At 31.8% G+C, this 15,696-nt stretch carries 19 protein-coding genes; 7 read left to right on the forward strand and 12 right to left on the reverse strand.

Annotated features, from left to right (window positions below; all coding sequences use genetic code 11):
• Nucleotides 1–2: 2 nt before the first annotated feature.
• The 8 genes from JYK00_RS07230 to JYK00_RS07265 form a co-directional block, all read right to left on the reverse strand.
• Nucleotides 3–344, reverse strand: coding sequence for a cupin domain-containing protein (locus JYK00_RS07230; protein ID WP_207566244.1), 342 nt, complete (start codon nucleotides 342–344; stop codon nucleotides 3–5).
• Nucleotides 298–966 carry an RNA-binding cell elongation regulator Jag/EloR gene (gene jag, locus JYK00_RS07235; protein ID WP_207566245.1) on the reverse strand — a complete coding sequence of 223 codons (669 nt, stop codon included), beginning with the start codon at nucleotides 964–966 and terminating at the stop codon, nucleotides 298–300. Before jag ends, JYK00_RS07230 begins: the two co-directional genes overlap by 47 nt.
• A gap of 6 nt (nucleotides 967–972) precedes the next feature.
• On the reverse strand, nucleotides 973–2,274 hold the full coding sequence (yidC, locus tag JYK00_RS07240; RefSeq protein ID WP_207566246.1) for a membrane protein insertase YidC: 1,302 nt from the start codon (nucleotides 2,272–2,274) through the stop codon (nucleotides 973–975).
• A gap of 2 nt (nucleotides 2,275–2,276) precedes the next feature.
• Nucleotides 2,277–2,516 (reverse strand): membrane protein insertion efficiency factor YidD, encoded by a 240-nt coding sequence (gene yidD / locus JYK00_RS07245; RefSeq protein WP_207566247.1) that lies wholly within the window; start codon nucleotides 2,514–2,516, stop codon nucleotides 2,277–2,279.
• Entirely contained in the window at nucleotides 2,488–2,874 is a 387-nt protein-coding gene (rnpA, locus tag JYK00_RS07250; RefSeq protein WP_207566248.1) for a ribonuclease P protein component, read from the reverse strand. Before rnpA ends, yidD begins: the two co-directional genes overlap by 29 nt.
• A complete protein-coding gene (rpmH, locus tag JYK00_RS07255; RefSeq protein ID WP_207566249.1) occupies nucleotides 2,856–2,990 on the reverse strand; it encodes a 50S ribosomal protein L34 in 135 nt (44 codons plus the stop codon). Before rpmH ends, rnpA begins: the two co-directional genes overlap by 19 nt.
• A gap of 81 nt (nucleotides 2,991–3,071) precedes the next feature.
• The gene (locus tag JYK00_RS07260; RefSeq protein ID WP_207566250.1) at nucleotides 3,072–4,487 is read right to left on the reverse strand and encodes an HD-GYP domain-containing protein; all 1,416 of its coding nucleotides are present in this window, start codon (nucleotides 4,485–4,487) and stop codon (nucleotides 3,072–3,074) included.
• Nucleotides 4,484–5,428, reverse strand: coding sequence for a type 1 periplasmic-binding domain-containing protein (locus tag JYK00_RS07265; protein ID WP_207566251.1), 945 nt, complete (start codon nucleotides 5,426–5,428; stop codon nucleotides 4,484–4,486). The genes JYK00_RS07260 and JYK00_RS07265 overlap by 4 nt, the downstream gene beginning before the upstream one ends.
• A 473-nt stretch (nucleotides 5,429–5,901) precedes the next feature.
• On the opposite strand from JYK00_RS07265, the gene JYK00_RS07270 reads away from it, so the two are divergent.
• Nucleotides 5,902–6,771, forward strand: coding sequence for a DMT family transporter (locus JYK00_RS07270; protein WP_207566252.1), 870 nt, complete (start codon nucleotides 5,902–5,904; stop codon nucleotides 6,769–6,771).
• Nucleotides 6,772–6,811: 40 nt separating this feature from the next.
• On the opposite strand, the gene JYK00_RS07275 is transcribed toward JYK00_RS07270, so the two are convergent.
• Complete coding sequence (locus JYK00_RS07275; protein ID WP_207566253.1) at nucleotides 6,812–7,528, reverse strand: AraC family transcriptional regulator; 717 nt, start codon at nucleotides 7,526–7,528, stop codon at nucleotides 6,812–6,814.
• Nucleotides 7,529–7,914: 386 nt separating this feature from the next.
• Between JYK00_RS07275 and JYK00_RS07280 the strand changes: the two genes are divergently transcribed.
• From JYK00_RS07280 to JYK00_RS07305, 6 genes are read left to right on the forward strand one after another with little or no spacing between them, the layout of a single operon-like run.
• On the forward strand, nucleotides 7,915–8,844 hold the full coding sequence (locus tag JYK00_RS07280) for an ABC transporter substrate-binding protein (RefSeq protein WP_207566254.1): 930 nt from the start codon (nucleotides 7,915–7,917) through the stop codon (nucleotides 8,842–8,844).
• Nucleotides 8,845–8,876: 32 nt separating this feature from the next.
• Nucleotides 8,877–9,911: a FecCD family ABC transporter permease gene (locus tag JYK00_RS07285; RefSeq protein ID WP_207566255.1), complete on the forward strand. Its 1,035-nt coding sequence runs from the start codon at nucleotides 8,877–8,879 to the stop codon at nucleotides 9,909–9,911.
• Nucleotides 9,908–10,720, forward strand: coding sequence for an ABC transporter ATP-binding protein (locus JYK00_RS07290; RefSeq protein WP_207566256.1), 813 nt, complete (start codon nucleotides 9,908–9,910; stop codon nucleotides 10,718–10,720). Before JYK00_RS07285 ends, JYK00_RS07290 begins: the two co-directional genes overlap by 4 nt.
• Nucleotides 10,721–10,724: 4 nt before the next feature.
• Nucleotides 10,725–12,026: a coproporphyrinogen-III oxidase family protein gene (locus JYK00_RS07295; protein ID WP_207566257.1), complete on the forward strand. Its 1,302-nt coding sequence runs from the start codon at nucleotides 10,725–10,727 to the stop codon at nucleotides 12,024–12,026.
• Nucleotides 12,023–12,547: a flavodoxin family protein gene (locus tag JYK00_RS07300; protein ID WP_207566258.1), complete on the forward strand. Its 525-nt coding sequence runs from the start codon at nucleotides 12,023–12,025 to the stop codon at nucleotides 12,545–12,547. The genes JYK00_RS07295 and JYK00_RS07300 overlap by 4 nt, the downstream gene beginning before the upstream one ends.
• Nucleotides 12,548–12,590: 43 nt before the next feature.
• Entirely contained in the window at nucleotides 12,591–13,511 is a 921-nt protein-coding gene (locus JYK00_RS07305; RefSeq protein WP_207566259.1) for a diguanylate cyclase domain-containing protein, read from the forward strand.
• Between the two features lie 251 nt (nucleotides 13,512–13,762).
• On the opposite strand, the gene JYK00_RS07310 is transcribed toward JYK00_RS07305, so the two are convergent.
• From JYK00_RS07310 to JYK00_RS07315, 3 genes are all read right to left on the reverse strand, one after another.
• Nucleotides 13,763–14,791: a DUF5700 domain-containing putative Zn-dependent protease gene (locus tag JYK00_RS07310; protein WP_207566260.1), complete on the reverse strand. Its 1,029-nt coding sequence runs from the start codon at nucleotides 14,789–14,791 to the stop codon at nucleotides 13,763–13,765.
• A gap of 28 nt (nucleotides 14,792–14,819) precedes the next feature.
• Entirely contained in the window at nucleotides 14,820–14,945 is a 126-nt protein-coding gene (locus JYK00_RS09835; RefSeq protein WP_266097015.1) for a hypothetical protein, read from the reverse strand.
• A gap of 197 nt (nucleotides 14,946–15,142) precedes the next feature.
• On the reverse strand, nucleotides 15,143–15,511 hold the full coding sequence (locus JYK00_RS07315) for a hypothetical protein (RefSeq protein ID WP_207566261.1): 369 nt from the start codon (nucleotides 15,509–15,511) through the stop codon (nucleotides 15,143–15,145).
• Nucleotides 15,512–15,696 lie beyond the last annotated feature (185 nt).

Below are 15,696 nucleotides of genomic sequence, written 5' to 3' on the forward strand. Positions count from 1 at the left end.
TTTCATTCATTCCCGGGCATGTAAGGTATCACACACAAAAATTTTGCAGGTTCTTTTCCAGCATTTACAAATTGGTGTTCTTCATTTGAAGGTACAAATATAAAATTTCCTTTTTCTGCTTTATAGCTTTTCTGGTTGGTAACTGCTTCTATTGTACCTTCTAAAACAAAAATTTCGTGTTCCCAATCATGTGAATGATAGGGGGTTTTTGCACCAGGTTTTAGAGTAAACAGTCTCATAACAAAGTTTTGTGCCCCAACATTAGAACCCATTAATACACGTTTTTCTATATTACCATTATCGATGATGATAGGTTCGATGTTTTCTGGTTTTGAAACTATCACCATTTCTCCTCCTTTCAATTACAACATACCTGTAGGGTTCAATCCCGACAGAATATGAAACAACATGAGGATGATTTTTCAAAAATTCATGTACAAGTTTTCTTTCAAACGAAAACATAGGATCCAGAGCAACCTTTCCTTCCCTTTCAACACGTTTCAATGCGTTTTCCACTATATTTTTAATCAGTTCTTTTCTTCTTTCTCTATAATCTCCTGCGTCTATTATAATAGTAACTTTCGTGTCAGATAATCTATTGAGAAAGATAGTGGCAATATGTTGCAAAGCTCCAAGTCCTTTTCCGTGTTTACCTATAATTTTTCCTATTCCATCACCTTCGATTTTTGCAAGAAACGTTTTTGCATTTTTTGCGTAAACACTTACGAAAATATGCTTATCAAAATATTTACATATATTAGTTAGAAATTCTTCCAGACGTCTCTCGTAATATTCCTTTTTTATAGTTATTTCTACAACTGCATCTCTTGAAAACATCCCTAAAAACCCTGCCGAACCTTTATCTATAATTTCAAAATCATATTCACCGTTTTTGATTCCATATGATTCTTCAAAAAGTGTAATTATTTCTTCCACACTTTTTCCTGTAATAGTGAGCTTTTTCAAGTTAACTCACCCCTTATTTGGCAAGCCCCAGAGTTCCCGTTGAGTTATACCTTTGATTTTGTATTTTTTATAAATATAATATGTTGTTGCAAGTTGAATCAATGTATTTGTTGTATAGTATAAAAATACGCCGCTTGGAAATCCTATAAATAAGAATGGGAAAAACACTGACATGAGTATACTTTGCCAGGCTGTTCTGCTATCCTGGCTCATAATTAGTGCAAGGAAATATCCTGCCACAATCTGTATTACCAGAAATATCCAGTTCGCCGAAAAACCACCAGCTGTGAGATCTTTCCATATTAAAAATGAACCACTAAATGCAAATTCTTCCTGGAAATATCTAATTACCTGATAAAGAACAATGAAAATGGGAAGTTGAATTAAAGCCATTAAACAACCACTTGCAGGATTTATTTTATTTTCCCGGTATATTTTCAAAAGTTCTTGTTGTTGTTTCTGAGGATCTTTGTATTTTTTCTTAATTACTTCAATTTGTGGCTGGATTTTTCGCATTTTTATCATAGATTTTGTTTGTGCATGGTAAAGTGGATAAAGGATAAGTCGTACAATGATTGTAAATATTATTATTGTAAGTCCAAAATTTTTTGTAAAATTATTAATCCAGCTGAAAAAATATGCAAGTCCGTATTTTATAGGATCATACCAGCTTCCAACACCTGGAACAGTTTTCAGCATTTCAGAAATTGTTGTATAATCTTCTTCAAAAGCAGATTTTATGAGAGTTTTTTTATAGGGACCTATGTAAGCGAGAAATCTTACATTAGTTCCTACAACCTTATTCTGTCCAGCTGTTTTTCCGGTAAATTTAATAATCGATATGTAATCTCCTTTATTATAGTAAGATACAAATATGTTATTACGAATCCTATCATCCTGAGGGTAACCCACTCTTGGTATAGAAATTTCAACTGAGGTGCTGGCTTTAATATATACATCGAAAGTATAATTTGGCCCTTCTTCAAAATGATAAGTTTTTTCCGCAAACTCATAATTGAATGTAAGAGTAATTTCAGAATATTTATTGTCGCTACTTTTTAAACCATTCCATTTATAAGACGGTGTAGAAACAGAAGTTATATCAAAACCATCGTTTGAGTAGGTAAATACTTTTCTTCTACCTTCCAGTGTCCTGTAAATCTCATGAATGTTACCATCATAACCTATTTTGTATTCCATAAATTTTGTGATAACATATATTCCATCACTTCTTTCTTCAACACCAATTGTACCGCCGAAGATTATCAAAACAAATGCCAAAAATAAAAGGACGGTTATTTTTTTCAACGTTACCGCCTCCTTGTAAAGATATAAAATTTTTCAGGTACAGGATCTTTTCCACCTTCATGAAGGGGATTACATCGCAAAATACGCTTGAAGCCCAGGAAAAGGCCTTTTATAGCCCCGAACTTTTTAACGGCCTGATAAGTATACTCCGAACATGTGGGAGTATATATACATGTTGGAGGTTTAATGGGAGATATAAATTTTTGATAAAATTTAATGATTAATAGTACTATTTTTCTCATTGTTTACCCTCTTCAAAAGCTCCAGTAAATCCTCACAGCATTTATAATAGTTTAGTTTTTCAAACAATTCTGAAAATCTCTTCCTTGTAATAACTAAAAAGTCGTATCCCTGAGGTATAAATGAAATATTTTGTCTTACACACTCTTTTATCCATCTTCGAGCCCTGTTTCTTTTAACAGCTTTACCAAACTTTTTTTTAATAGATATACCAAACCTACTGTATTCAAGTCCATTCTTTCTATATATAATAACAAAGAACTCATCTTGAACAGCTTCGCCAAACTGAACTAATCCTTTGAAATCTTTCCTGAGCTTCAAGCGCCACTTCTTTGGAAATTTTAAACGCTTAGTTTCCATCTACCTTTCCTTCTTCGATTTTTCAAAATCTTTCGTCCAGATGCACTTCTTGAACGAGCCAAAAAACCGTGGGTTCTTTTTCTTTTGATCCTTGATGGTTGGTATGTACGTTTCACGTTTCCTCCTCCTTTTTTGTATTTTTGGTCGATTAATCCCTAAATATGTTAACATAAAAGATTGAGAAAATCAACACGCGTCTAACTAAATAATCCTTTTTTTCTTAAAGTTTTTAAAAATGCTTCATATACTTTTCTGGAAAACTTTTTTTCAACCATATTTTTTATAATTTCCAGCGCTTTTTCAATTGAAAGTGGACCACGGTACGGTCTTTTTTCTGTAAGTGCTGTGAATACATCTACTATAGCTACAATTTGTGATCTTAAACTTATTTCTCCATCTGATAATCCATCCGGATAACCTGTTCCATCTATATTTTCATGATGGTGTCGTACAATATCTGCAACAAGATCCCAGCCTGGGATAGTATGTATAACCTTCTCACCAAATATGGTATGTTTTTTCATTATTTCAAATTCTTCATCACTCAATTTCCCTGTTTTATTTAGTATATATTCTGGAATTCCTATTTTTCCTATATCATGAAGAATAGAGCCATATTTTATAGCTTCTAATTCTGTTGGATCCTTTACTCCCAATTCTTTTGCCAGCATTATTGAAAGTTCCATGACATTTTGGGAGTGATTACTTGTTCCTGCATCTTTTAGTTCTATAGCTTCAGCAAGTGCTGAGATTATCTGGATGTTCCTTTCCATAAGTTCTGAGTAAGTTTCTTCAAGTTCAGCCATAGTACTTTCAAGAATATTGTTTGTTTCCTTGTATTCTTTCAAGATAGTTGAGTAACTTGTGAAAATTTTCTTTATTATTTCCTGGAGCTCGTTTACAACTTCAAATGTTGTGTTTTCGGGCACATAAGAAACTTCTCTCTTTTCCTCTAACTTCTTTAGACTTTCGTTCAATGAACGATTTATTAACTTTACTGAGGTTAAAAGCTTTTTTTCAAATTGATAGAAATTGTTCATAAAATACATCATAATTAGAAATAATCCAACAACAGGTAGAGAAAATAATAGCCATTTTACAAAGAAAATTCCAACCCTAAGACCTACTATAGCCGTGTACCCTGCTCTTGTTTTTGCACGAGCAGATATCATGAAAAATTTTTCCATGCTGGATCCTATCAATTCCTCATCACTTGAATGAACAATTTTTTCACCTCTTGTTATTATATATATTTTTGAACCTGTGGGATGTAAATTTAAGAAAGTTTCTGGAATTTCGTATAAAAGATACCCGGTTTTGTAGGGTTTTACATATTTTAAAGTTTTTACTGGATAATAAATTCCCACAAGGTAATCATTTGCTCCAACTGTAAGGAAATTTTTGAGGTCTCGATTCAATTTACTGTCAAAAAAATTTTTATCAAGTTGCGCTACTATGAAATTTTCGTTTGAGAAAGCATTGTCAATAAAACTTCCAAAAACTGTGGCACTTTCTGCCATTTCTGATTTTGTTAAAAAATATAAGATAAATCCGGTGATAATTACAGCTGCGATTAGAAAAATATACAGTATTTTTCTTTTTTTCTCAATCATTGGTTAATCCTCCTATTTGTTAATTTTACTATATCCACTGGTCTGTCAAGAAATCCCATTTTATTGAAATGACTGAGGTTTCCTTTAATACGCACATAATGATTTTTGTAAAACCTGAGAGCCTGTTGAGCAGAAATAAACTTATGATCTTCTACAGCGTTTACAGCGTCGTTAATTAAAATTTCAACAGGATCTTTCAAAGAACTTGTAAAGCTTACACCGTAAATTTCTTCTTTTGCATTTTTTGCATAATCAATAAGTTCTGTATCTACCGCAGCATCAGCGCATACAAAAATCATATTTGGATTTAGAGATTTAGTTTGAGAGATTATATCAACAGCTGATTTAGTAGTAATTGTTATTACCACTGCCTCGAAATTTTTATAATCTAACTCCTTTTTCAGAAAAGTTTTAAGGCTATAAAAATAAAATTCTGTTCCTGAGAAGTAATCTAATAGTTTTTTAAACTCCTCAGAATATTTTTTATTCATGGGATCAAGAATGAGCAAAATATTATTTATACCCCTGGCTTTCAAAAAATTTTTAATGGCGTTAATTTGTGCATTATTATCAGGTGAAAATGAAAAGATTCTATCAGTTTTATTTAGAAGCTCCCACGAAGTGATTGTTGGAGAAAAGGCTATTACATCAAAATACTCAAGATAAGGTGCAAATAACTCCCCGGTTGTACTATACGTTGGACCAATTACTATATTTACTCCCTTAGATTTAAATTTTCTCAATACTTTTTCAGGGGCACTCATTTCACTGTAAGTAACTAATTTCAAATTGCCCGAATAAGTTTCAGGGAAATAATAAGAGGAATTTTTAACAGAATATAAAAAACCCACATAATTACTTGCATAAAAATACCAGAACAACAATGAAAGAAAAACACAAAAAATTAAAGCTAAAAACAAATGAAAACTTTTTAGATCCAAATTTATCACCTCACAATTAATATTTTAACATACTTTACTTTATTTAGTAAATTAAAGATTGGAATGGTTTCTATCAAACAATTGAATACAAAATTAGCGAGTATCGGGAAAAAATAAGATCCCTCGTCACTTCCTTCCTCGGGATGACAAAAAAGGGGGATGTCATTCCGAACCCGAAGGGTGAGGAATCTTATAATTGGCGAGAGTTAGCAAGGTTAGCGAGGTTGGCGAGGGTTGGTAAAATAAGATCCTTCGTCGCCGGTGCTCCTCAGGATGACATCCCCCTCACATTCGCTCGGAATGACAGAAAAAGAATAGCCATTCTAAGGAGTGTATGCGACGAAGGAATCCAACCCATCCCTGTCATTCCGAGGAGCGTATGCGACGAGGAATCTTGTATTTTTCCTTGGAAATTAATGTTCAAGAGTGATAGAATGGTTTAAAAAAGGTGTATATAAGGAGGCTACAAGATAATGCATTATATAACCGCGATTATTTCAGCTTTTTCATCTTCAGTTACTTCAATTTTTGGCAAACTATCATTAAATATAGGTGCTTCAGCTGTCCAGATTTTATTTTTGAGATTTCTTTTTACTTTTCTGGTGGCTTTTTCTGTATTTATGATAAAAAGAAAAAAGATAGATATAAAGAAACTATTTTTGTTTGGTGGACTTGGAATATTAAATTATGGAATAGCTGCATATTTTTTCTTTGAAGGTTTGAACTATCTAAATCCAGCGTATGCAACTGTTTTGTATTATACTAATCCAATTTTTGTTGTATTGTTTCGACTATTTTTTTACAAAGACAAAATGAGCATATTAAACTGGATCGCAGTATTTGTATCTTTTACTGGTGTTATTTTTGCAAACTATGGAGAAAAAGAATTTGCTGTTGGAAATAGCCTCCTTTATGGGACATTATTGGTTCTTGTTTCTGCAATTTTGAGCGCTTTTTTTGTCACTGTTGCAGGTAAAAAGTTGAAGAATGCATCAAATACTACTGTCGATTCTGTATTTTACACTTTTACAGGTGTTTTTTTGTACTATTTTGTTTTGATTATCAGTTTAAGAGAATTTGTCAGTATTGAAATAGAATTTATGGGATATGCGCTTGTTCTTGCTATATTTTCAACGTTTATTCCATTAACGCTTAATTTCTTTTCTTTAAAAAAACTTGGAGCTCACACACTTGCTATAATAATGCCATTAGAGCTTGTTTTTGCAAGTCTTCTGTCATTTTTCATATTTGGGGAAGGTTTTAACTTATTAAAGCTCTTCGGGTTCATCCTTGTTGGTTTTGCACCTATTATCGAGCGTTTAAAAGTAATTAAAAATGAATGAGAAATAAATATCCGGCTTTTAGAAAATTTCCATTCTACAATTATTTTTTTAAAAATGAAACAAGATAATTTTTTCGAAAATCTTTGGGTGTAACTCCGGTAATTTTCTTGAACATCTTTGTAAAATAACTTTGACTGTTAAACCCAACTTCAAGTGCGATTTCTAATATAGACATTTTACTTTGCCTGAGTAGTTCTTTGCTCTTTTCAATTCTTACTCTATTTAAATACCTTGAAAAACACATACCGGTGGATTTTTTAAAAATAGAACAAAAGTAACTGCTGCTGACGTGTACGTAATTACATACATCATGAAGTTTGATATCTCTTGAAAAATTGTCGTATATATACAAAATGGCCTTTTCAATAATTTTTTTATTGTTACTACAACAGTTATCCGCTATCGTCTTACAATATTTCTTGATTATTTGCTGCCCTATTTGTATGACACAGTTTACCGAACGGCAAGATTCTATTTTGTTAAAAAAATATTCTTTGTGTGCAATGTTAGTGTTCAGAAAAAACTTGTAACTTGTTTTGTCAATCAAAGTCGTTAAACAAATTATGTGATTTTTAATAGACCTTAATTTACATTTATTTCCTATATCGATATCAAGATATATTTTTATGATTTTTTTGTATAAATCTAAAGCACGATTCAAATTTCCTTCCTGAATAGCTTCCAGAATCCCATTTTCCAAGTGTAATTGAATATCTGCATATTTACTTTTTGTAGTTGGACCTTTTTCAAATGTCATATTTATCTCCCCTTTATAAGCGATATATTTTTAGATGCTACATTTATCGGAAAAATGAATTTTATTGTTTGTTATATCGCCTTTTTGATACACATAATCTTTTATTGATTTCTAAAGAAGTTGTCTATTTTACAACAGTTGAAACAATGTAAAAAGCATTTTTGTTGTAGCTATTTTGATCAACACCACAAATATTATTTAATATTTCACAGCATTTAAAACAATAAGATTGTTTTAAAAAAGTAAAAAAGTTGAAGAAAAAACTGACAAATACTATTATAATATAAATGAGAATGAGTCTCAATATCAATAGTTATTCGTTTTTTATACAAAATACATTTTAATTATTAGATAGTAGAAAAATTTTAAATAGGAGGTGGATTTTTATGAGAAAGATTTTTTTTGCTTTGGTGTGTGGAGTTATATTACTTTTACCATTGTTAATCTTTAGTAATGGTGGAAAAATTGTAGAAGAATTTAGAATCATTGATGCACAAAGTCAGGAAGTTGTACTTGAAAAAATTCCCGAAAGGATTGTTGTAATGTCTTATGGTATAGCCACTATTATGAATGAGTTAGGAATAGACTTAGTAGGAATGACCTCTACAAAACGCTCTTTACCAGACGCATTGAAGATTATTCCAAAATTAGGCAATCCTAAAAGACCGGATATAGAAAGAATAGTGAAACTAAAACCTGATTTAATAATTTTTGGACCAACGTTTTATGAACGGCATAAAGAAACCTTTGAAAGATACAAGATTCCTGTAATCTCCCTCAGCAATGTTACTTATAGTGATACGAAAGAACTTATAATAAATCTTGGAAAAGCTTTTAAAAAAGAGAAAAAAGCCATAGAAATTTTATACGAATTTATCAAAAGTGAGAAAAAAATTATCGAAAGAATAATAGGCAAACCTTCTCCAAAAATTATGATAATGTTTGGAGCAGGTTCAAATTTTGTGTTGATGAGAGAAAACACTTTTGTGGGAAGTGTGGCTAAAGTATTAAAAGCTGTAAATGTAACTGAAGAGATCGTGGGAAAAGAAAATTTAAGTTCTCGTATTCCATTTAACATCGAAACAATTGTAAGGCTGAACCCTGATGTAATTTTGTTAGTTGCTCACGGAGATCCTGAGCAAGTAAGAAAAAATTTTGAAAAAGAATTTAAAGAAAATCCTGTCTGGAAGAACATCAATGCGATAAAAAATAATAACTATTATTTCCTTGATTTCAAATTATTTTCAGCAAATCCTGGAATTAGAGCAATTGAGAGTCTGGAATATTTGGCAGACATTTTATATCCACAAAAATAGAACAAAAAATTTTTAAATAGGGTAGTGATTATATGGGTGTACAAAGTGTTTCAAAGAAAGAGTTAAAAGATTATAGGTTAACAAAAAGAGTAGCAATTTACGCTGTAGAAGCTATTATTCTTATTTTCTTAATTATTATGTCTTTAGGTTCTGGCAGTGTGAATTATTCTGCAAAAGAGATTTTAATGGCACTTTCAGGGCAGGGAGATTCAGTCTCCCGGGTTATTGTACGGGAAATCAGAATACCTCGTACTGTATCGGCAATTTTAGTTGGTTCTAATATAGCTATTGCTGGTGCTCTATTGCAAGCAGTTTTGAAAAATCCTTTAGCGGCTCCGGGAATTATAGGGGTTACATCTGGAGCAAGTTTAGCAGCTGTTACAATAATGCTCGTATTTCCTGCATTAACTTATTTTGTACCATTTGCAGCCTTTTTTGGAGGAATTCTTGCAACATTTTTGGTTTTTGCGTTAGCTTGGAAAAAAGGAACAGGTGTAAATGCTGTCAGAATTGTACTTGCTGGAGTAGCGTTAAATGCTATTTTAGGTGGTGGAACTTCTTTATTGTCTATTTTATACAGTGATAGAATACAGGGGATTCTAATGTGGGTGAATGGAAGTTTGGCTGGAAACACATGGATTGATGTGCAAACTTTACTTCCTTATACTGTAGTTGGGTTTATAGTTGCTTTATTTCTATCGGATATAGCTAATCTTTTGCAACTTGGAGATAGTAATGCAGTAAGTCTTGGAGTAAAACTAAATCAGGCAAGAATTATATTGTCTATAACTGCTGCCTTTTTAACAGGAATTTCTGTAGCCATAGCTGGAATAATAGGATTTGTTGGTCTTATAATACCTCATATAAGCAGATTATTAGTTGGTTCTAATTACCGATTTTTAATTCCCTCGTGTGCGTTACTTGGCGCTTCGCTTCTCGTACTCGCAGATATGGTAGCGAGAACAATATTTGCTCCGATAGAATTACCTGTGGGGTTAATTATGGCTGTCTCTGGTGGACCGTTCTTTTTATATTTACTTAAAAAAGTTGGGAGGGAAGGATATTGATTTACGCTAAAGAATTAGAGGTAAATTATGGTGAAAAAAGAATAGTAAAAAGAATTTCTATGGAAATAAAACCTGGAGAAATTGTTTCAATTATTGGTCCAAACGGTTCTGGCAAGTCCACTATACTCAAAGTGTTATCCAGACTTCTCAAGCCTTCGGGAGGAGTAGCCTACTTAGACGGGTATGATATTCAGCATTTACCCACAAAAGAAGTGGCAAGAAAGTTGTCTATACTTAGCCAACATAATAACGCTCCATACGATTTCACTGTTAAGGAAATAGTTTCATTTGGGAGGGCTCCTTACAAAAAATGGTATGAAATTACAAGCTCAAAAGATGAGGAGATTATAGAATGGGCTTTAGAAGTTACAAAACTTACGCATTTGGCAAACAGATTTGTCAATACTTTATCAGGAGGAGAAAAACAACGTGCCTGGATTGCTATGACGTTAGCTCAAAAAACGAAAGTATTGTTGCTTGATGAACCAACGACATATTTAGATATTGCCCATCAATTAGAAATAATGGAGTTGTTATACGAAATCAACAGAAAACATGGTGTAACGGTAATTATGGTTCTGCATGATTTAAATCAAGCAGCAAGATTTAGCGATAGAATGTTTGCAATTAAAGATGGTAAGCTTGTTGCATCTGGAACTCCAAATGAAATTCTAACCAAAGAAATGATGAAAAAGATTTTTAATATTGAGGCTCAGATATTAATTGACAAAAGTACTTTAAGACCTGTGTTTCTTCCATTGTGTTCGATAAACAAAAATAAATATAAACTATTAAAAATTGGAGTGTGAAAAAATGTATGTAGTAAGATACAAAAGTCATCATGCGGCTTTAATGAAATTGAAAAAAGTTTTTGAGGAGAAACAAAATCCTGCGCTATATTTAAAAGAAATGCTAAACACGAGTTCAGATAATTCACGCTCAATTTACATTCACGTTCCATATTGCATGAAATTATGTTCTTTCTGTAATTTAAATCGCACAAAAATAGATTCGTCTATTGAAAACTACCATGAACTGATTCTGAAACAGATCAGAAATGTTGCGAAATATAACTATATACGTTCAAAAGAGTTTGAATCCATATACTTTGGCGGCGGAACTCCGACAACTTTGTCCGCAAAACAAATAGAAATAATACTTAAAGCCTTATATGAGTTGTTACCAATTAGCAGAAATGCTGAGGTTAGTTTTGAAACTTCAGTGTCAGAGCTTACAGAAGATAGATTAAATATTATGAAAGAATTAGGCGTAAATAGATTTAGTATAGGTGTTCAAACCTTTGTTGATAGAGGCAGAAGATTACTTGGCCGTCGGGGCTCTGGAATTTTAGCTATTAAAAAAATTCAGGAAGTCTTGGATAAAGGTTTTGAGAACACAAATATTGATTTAATTTACAATTATCCTGGTCAAACCTTAGATGAACTTATGTACGATTTGAAAATAGTAAAAGATTTAAATATTGCAGGACTGAGTTACTATTCACTTATAATGCATGAAGGTTCTTTACTTTTTAAATTGATAAATGACGGTGTTGTATCACCGCCTAAAATAGAAAAAGATAAATTCTTTTTTAACATAATTTGTGATGAATTGAACAATAACGGATTTGAGCTATTAGAGTTAACAAAATTGGCAAGAAAGAATAGGGATAAATACCAATACATCCGGGTAAAATATAAAGCTGGTGATTGCTTGGCTTTTGGAAATGGAGCAGGAGGAAAACTTAAGAATTATTTGTATTACAATGTGCCAATGCCTTTTCACTTAAGGCAAGATCATGAATTTCCGCTGCCTTTAACAGGAACAGTAGTAAATAAGTATTATGACATAGGAATAAAAATTATTGGTGAAATACAATTTGGCTATATTTCGTTTGATCAGATGGATGAAGAAAATAATGTAAAGTTCCGTTTTTATTGCAAAGATTTAATAGATAAGTACGTTGAAAATGGCTTATTAGATGAGTTAGATAACGGTTTGTACAAACTCACCAGAGAAGGGATTTTTTGGGGAAACAATATTTGTTCCGATATAGCAGAAAGGTTTGCTGAATTTTTTATAAATGAAGTTAAAGAAAAGGGGTGTATAATGTGAAAATATTGCTGACCTATTCCAGTAGAACTGGAAATACGGAGAAAGTTGCTAAAGCTATTTATGAAGTTATGCCCGAAGGGACGACCTTCAAAAAAATGAAGACTGTTGATGAGCTTTTAGAACAACATGATTTTATAATCTTAGGATGTTGGATAGATAGAGGTACAGCAAATAAAGAAGCATTGGAGTTTATAAAGAAAGTTAAAAACAAAAAAGTGGCGTTTTTTTTCACATTAGGTGCATATCCTGATTCAAAACATGCAAAAGATTCCGCTGATAGGATTAGAAACTTGTTAAAAGAAAACAATAACGAAGTTTTGGGAGAATTTTATTGTCAGGGTAAAATAGATCCTAAATTAACTGAAAAGTTTAAATCGTTACCACTTGACCATCCGCATACTATGACCCCGGAAAGATTAAAAAGGCATGAAGAAGCTGCCAAGCACCCTGACGAGAAAGATTTAAGTAGAGCAAAGGAGACCTTTATCAATATTGTAAAAAAAATGCAGGAAATTAAGTAACTACTTTAGTAAAAAGTACTGGCAATATTGGAGTTTTTTATTTTTGTATAAAAAAAGTCATGTTATTACTTTAAAAATTAGTTATAATTTTTTCGTACCAATAAAAGGAGATGTGATGAAAATGAATGTAGAAATTATTAAGCTCATAGCTGATTCTTTGGATTATATAGAAGAGAATCTTTTGGAAGATATACATCTTTCGGATATTGCTGAAAACTATAATATTTCTGTCTCTCTTTATTGTAAATTATTTAAAAATTTACTTGGATTTACTGTGAAGGAATACATAATAAAAAGGCGCATGGCACTTTCGGCAAGAGATTTGATTTTCACAAAAGAAAGTATATTATTTATAGCATTAAAGTACGGATATTCAGGGTATGAGCAGTTTTCAAGAGCTTTTAAAAAAGTTTTTAAAGTTTCTCCCGGGAGATACAGGAGGGAAGGGGTGTACGTGAATATTTTTCCTAAAATTGTTTTGAAGGTAAGTGATTTAGATGGAGGTGATTATATGACTGAAATGGGTAATCAAAATGTGATTAAGAAATTGAAAAAGTTAGTTGAAGGGTATATCCTGGTGATAGATATTGATCGATTTGCAGAGGTGAATAAAAATTTTGGAAGAAAAGCCGGAGACTTTGTTTTGGTCGAAATAGCGAAAAGAATCAAGAAAACACTAGATAGTTTCTTGAACGATGTTGATGTAATACGTATGGGTGCAGATGAATTTGTTGTAATTTTAAAGGGAAAAGACGAAGAATTTGTAAAAAAGTTATCTCAAAAAATACTCGAAGAAACAAATGCATCGATTGAATTTGAGGAAAAATTGATAAACGTATCGGTATCTATAGGGATTTCTAAATTTTCAGCAAACCGTGAAGAGGAAGAGGAAATCATTGAAAAAGCAAGAAATGCGATGCTTGCTGCAAAAAAAGAAGGAAGAAGCAAATTTAAAATTAAGTAAGAACATAACCCTCTCTCATGTCATTCCGAACCCGAAAGGTGAGGAATCTTATAGTTGGCGAGAGTTAGTAAAATAAGTTCCTTCGTCGTTAGCGCTCCTCAGGATGACATCCCCCTCACATTCGTTCGGAATGACAAAAAATCATTCCGAGGAACGGGAAGGCGAGGAATTCCCCTCCTATGTCATTCCGAGGAGCGCATGCGACGAGGAATCTTATAATTAACCTGATGTTTTGTAAAAACATTAAATATTTAAATTTTGTATTCTTCACGTCCAAGTTTTTCCAGAGCACTGTTGTATACGTCTTTGAATTTACCTGGATTTTTTACAGTATCATAGACTGTCTCTTTTCCAAAACAATCGTGTATAATTCCCCAGATATCATTGCCAAAGCTGTACAACCTGAAATGCTTTAGCCTGGGAATTTCATCTTTACTTTGACCGTCCATATAAGGATTCATCCAGTACTCTGCTATGTGTTTTTCCAATTCTTCCCTTGATTTTATGACATTGTTCCTTATATCTTCGATAGTTTTTTTAAATTGTCTCATGGTATTATCAAAATCGTTGTTTAAATATTCCCAGGTAAAACTATCAAGTCCTACGTTTTTAGGTCCATCGTAAATACTTTTTGATAAGACCCCTTCCGCATTATTGCAATATTTAACTGCTAAACCTTCACCTGAAAAATACAGGTAAAATAGTTCTTCAAGTGAAATGGTGTTAATATCGATATTTTCGTATATCAAATTCATTCCAACATGATGAACTTCATGAGCAATTGACGCGCAAAAATCATCTATCGACATATTTTTTACCAGTTGAAGAAAATCAAAGTGCATGTTATTTTTATGAACATAACCAAAGCTTTGACCTATTCCTATAGTAAAAATGAAATTTAAATCAGGTAAATTAATATCATCTGGTAATCCTCTCAGAGCTATTTCTATTTGTTCTTTAAATAATTCTGGTGTTAATCTGGAAAGTTCGTTATTTTTTTCCACATAAAATTCCAGATTATCCAGCAAATCTTTATAGTATTTATGATGGATTTTCAAATCTTCGTTACAAATATCTTTCTCTGTTAAATCCATTAAGTTTAAAAAATATTCTATAAACTCATTTTTAGAAACTCTTCCTTCGTATCTTTCAAACTCAATTTCATAATCTTCATGACTCAACAACCCATTAAGTTCTTCACGTTCAAGTTTTCCATCTTTTAATTTTTGACATAATTCAAGCATTGGTTTAACAGTTGAATAGCGAATTTTAAAATCCATCTCAATATTCCTCCTTTTCAGAATATTATCATCTAATTATCCACAAATCATTTTCAAGTCCAAAAGATACTTTCAACATTTCCAAAGCATCTTTTATCCTGCTTGATTTAACAAACTTTCTAAAAAATTTTAAAACACTACCAAATTCTAACATAATAACACCTCCAGAATTTTGAACTGATTTCAAAATTATTTTATCATATACCAAATATTTTTGTCAATAGGCAAAAATATTTTTTGTTGCGTCGAATACTTTTTGTATTAAATGGAAAATTATTAAAAAACCGCGGCAATTGCCGCGGGAAATTTACAAATTTTCTGATAATATAACTGAGAAAATATCATTAAATATTATGCATTAACAGCCAATACTATTAAAATCCATGAAACCCATCCAAGCCAACCTGAATTTGCCTTTATCTTTTTTACTTCGTCCCTGTAAGTTTGTACATAAACATCAAGCAGATAACTTTGATCATTAGAAATCATCTCCTTGATTTCAAAAAGTCTATTCGCTGGAACTTCTGGTGTAGTTATATACTGATAAAGTGGCGCCAACGGTCCAAAAAGTACTCCTCCAAAAAACGGCATTATCTTATTAATATCTTCATTTGCATGTTTCTTAGCTAAACTTTGAATTTCTGCTGCTGATGTCACAGTATATGCTTGTGCAATGACAGCTAAAAGTAATATAAATAATACAATCCAAACTTTTTTCACGTTTTCACTCCTTCCTATTAAATTGAACTTCCATCTTTAATCATGTTTATTTAGCAGTTTTTCTTTTTTTCACCTCCTTTCAAACAAAAAATGAGTTAAAAATATTCCCCTTGAAACTTGCGAATTTCTTCTCGAATTTATAAAACGAAATAACATCACAAAGTCTGACATATTATTTTCTATTC

The organism is Thermosipho ferrireducens (genome assembly GCF_017358165.1).
Lineage (GTDB): Bacteria > Thermotogota > Thermotogae > Thermotogales > Fervidobacteriaceae > Thermosipho_B > Thermosipho_B ferrireducens.

Bases quoted from the DNA above. Each gene is read 5' to 3' on its own strand.
- yidD (WP_207566247.1), bottom strand. From the start codon at position 2,516: ATGAGAAAAATAGTACTATTAATCATTAAATTTTATCAAAAATTTATA.
- rnpA (WP_207566248.1), bottom strand. From the start codon at position 2,874: ATGGAAACTAAGCGTTTAAAATTTCCAAAGAAGTGGCGCTTGAAGCTC.
- JYK00_RS07285 (WP_207566255.1), top strand. From the start codon at position 8,877: ATGGGTGTACAAAGTGTTTCAAAGAAAGAGTTAAAAGATTATAGGTTA.
- JYK00_RS07295 (WP_207566257.1), top strand. From the start codon at position 10,725: ATGTATGTAGTAAGATACAAAAGTCATCATGCGGCTTTAATGAAATTG.
- JYK00_RS07260 (WP_207566250.1), bottom strand. From the start codon at position 4,487: ATGATTGAGAAAAAAAGAAAAATACTGTATATTTTTCTAATCGCAGCT.
- JYK00_RS07310 (WP_207566260.1), bottom strand. From the start codon at position 14,791: ATGGATTTTAAAATTCGCTATTCAACTGTTAAACCAATGCTTGAATTA.
- JYK00_RS07275 (WP_207566253.1), bottom strand. From the start codon at position 7,528: ATGACATTTGAAAAAGGTCCAACTACAAAAAGTAAATATGCAGATATT.
- JYK00_RS07270 (WP_207566252.1), top strand. From the start codon at position 5,902: ATGCATTATATAACCGCGATTATTTCAGCTTTTTCATCTTCAGTTACT.
- JYK00_RS09835 (WP_266097015.1), bottom strand. From the start codon at position 14,945: ATGTTAGAATTTGGTAGTGTTTTAAAATTTTTTAGAAAGTTTGTTAAA.
- JYK00_RS07280 (WP_207566254.1), top strand. From the start codon at position 7,915: ATGAGAAAGATTTTTTTTGCTTTGGTGTGTGGAGTTATATTACTTTTA.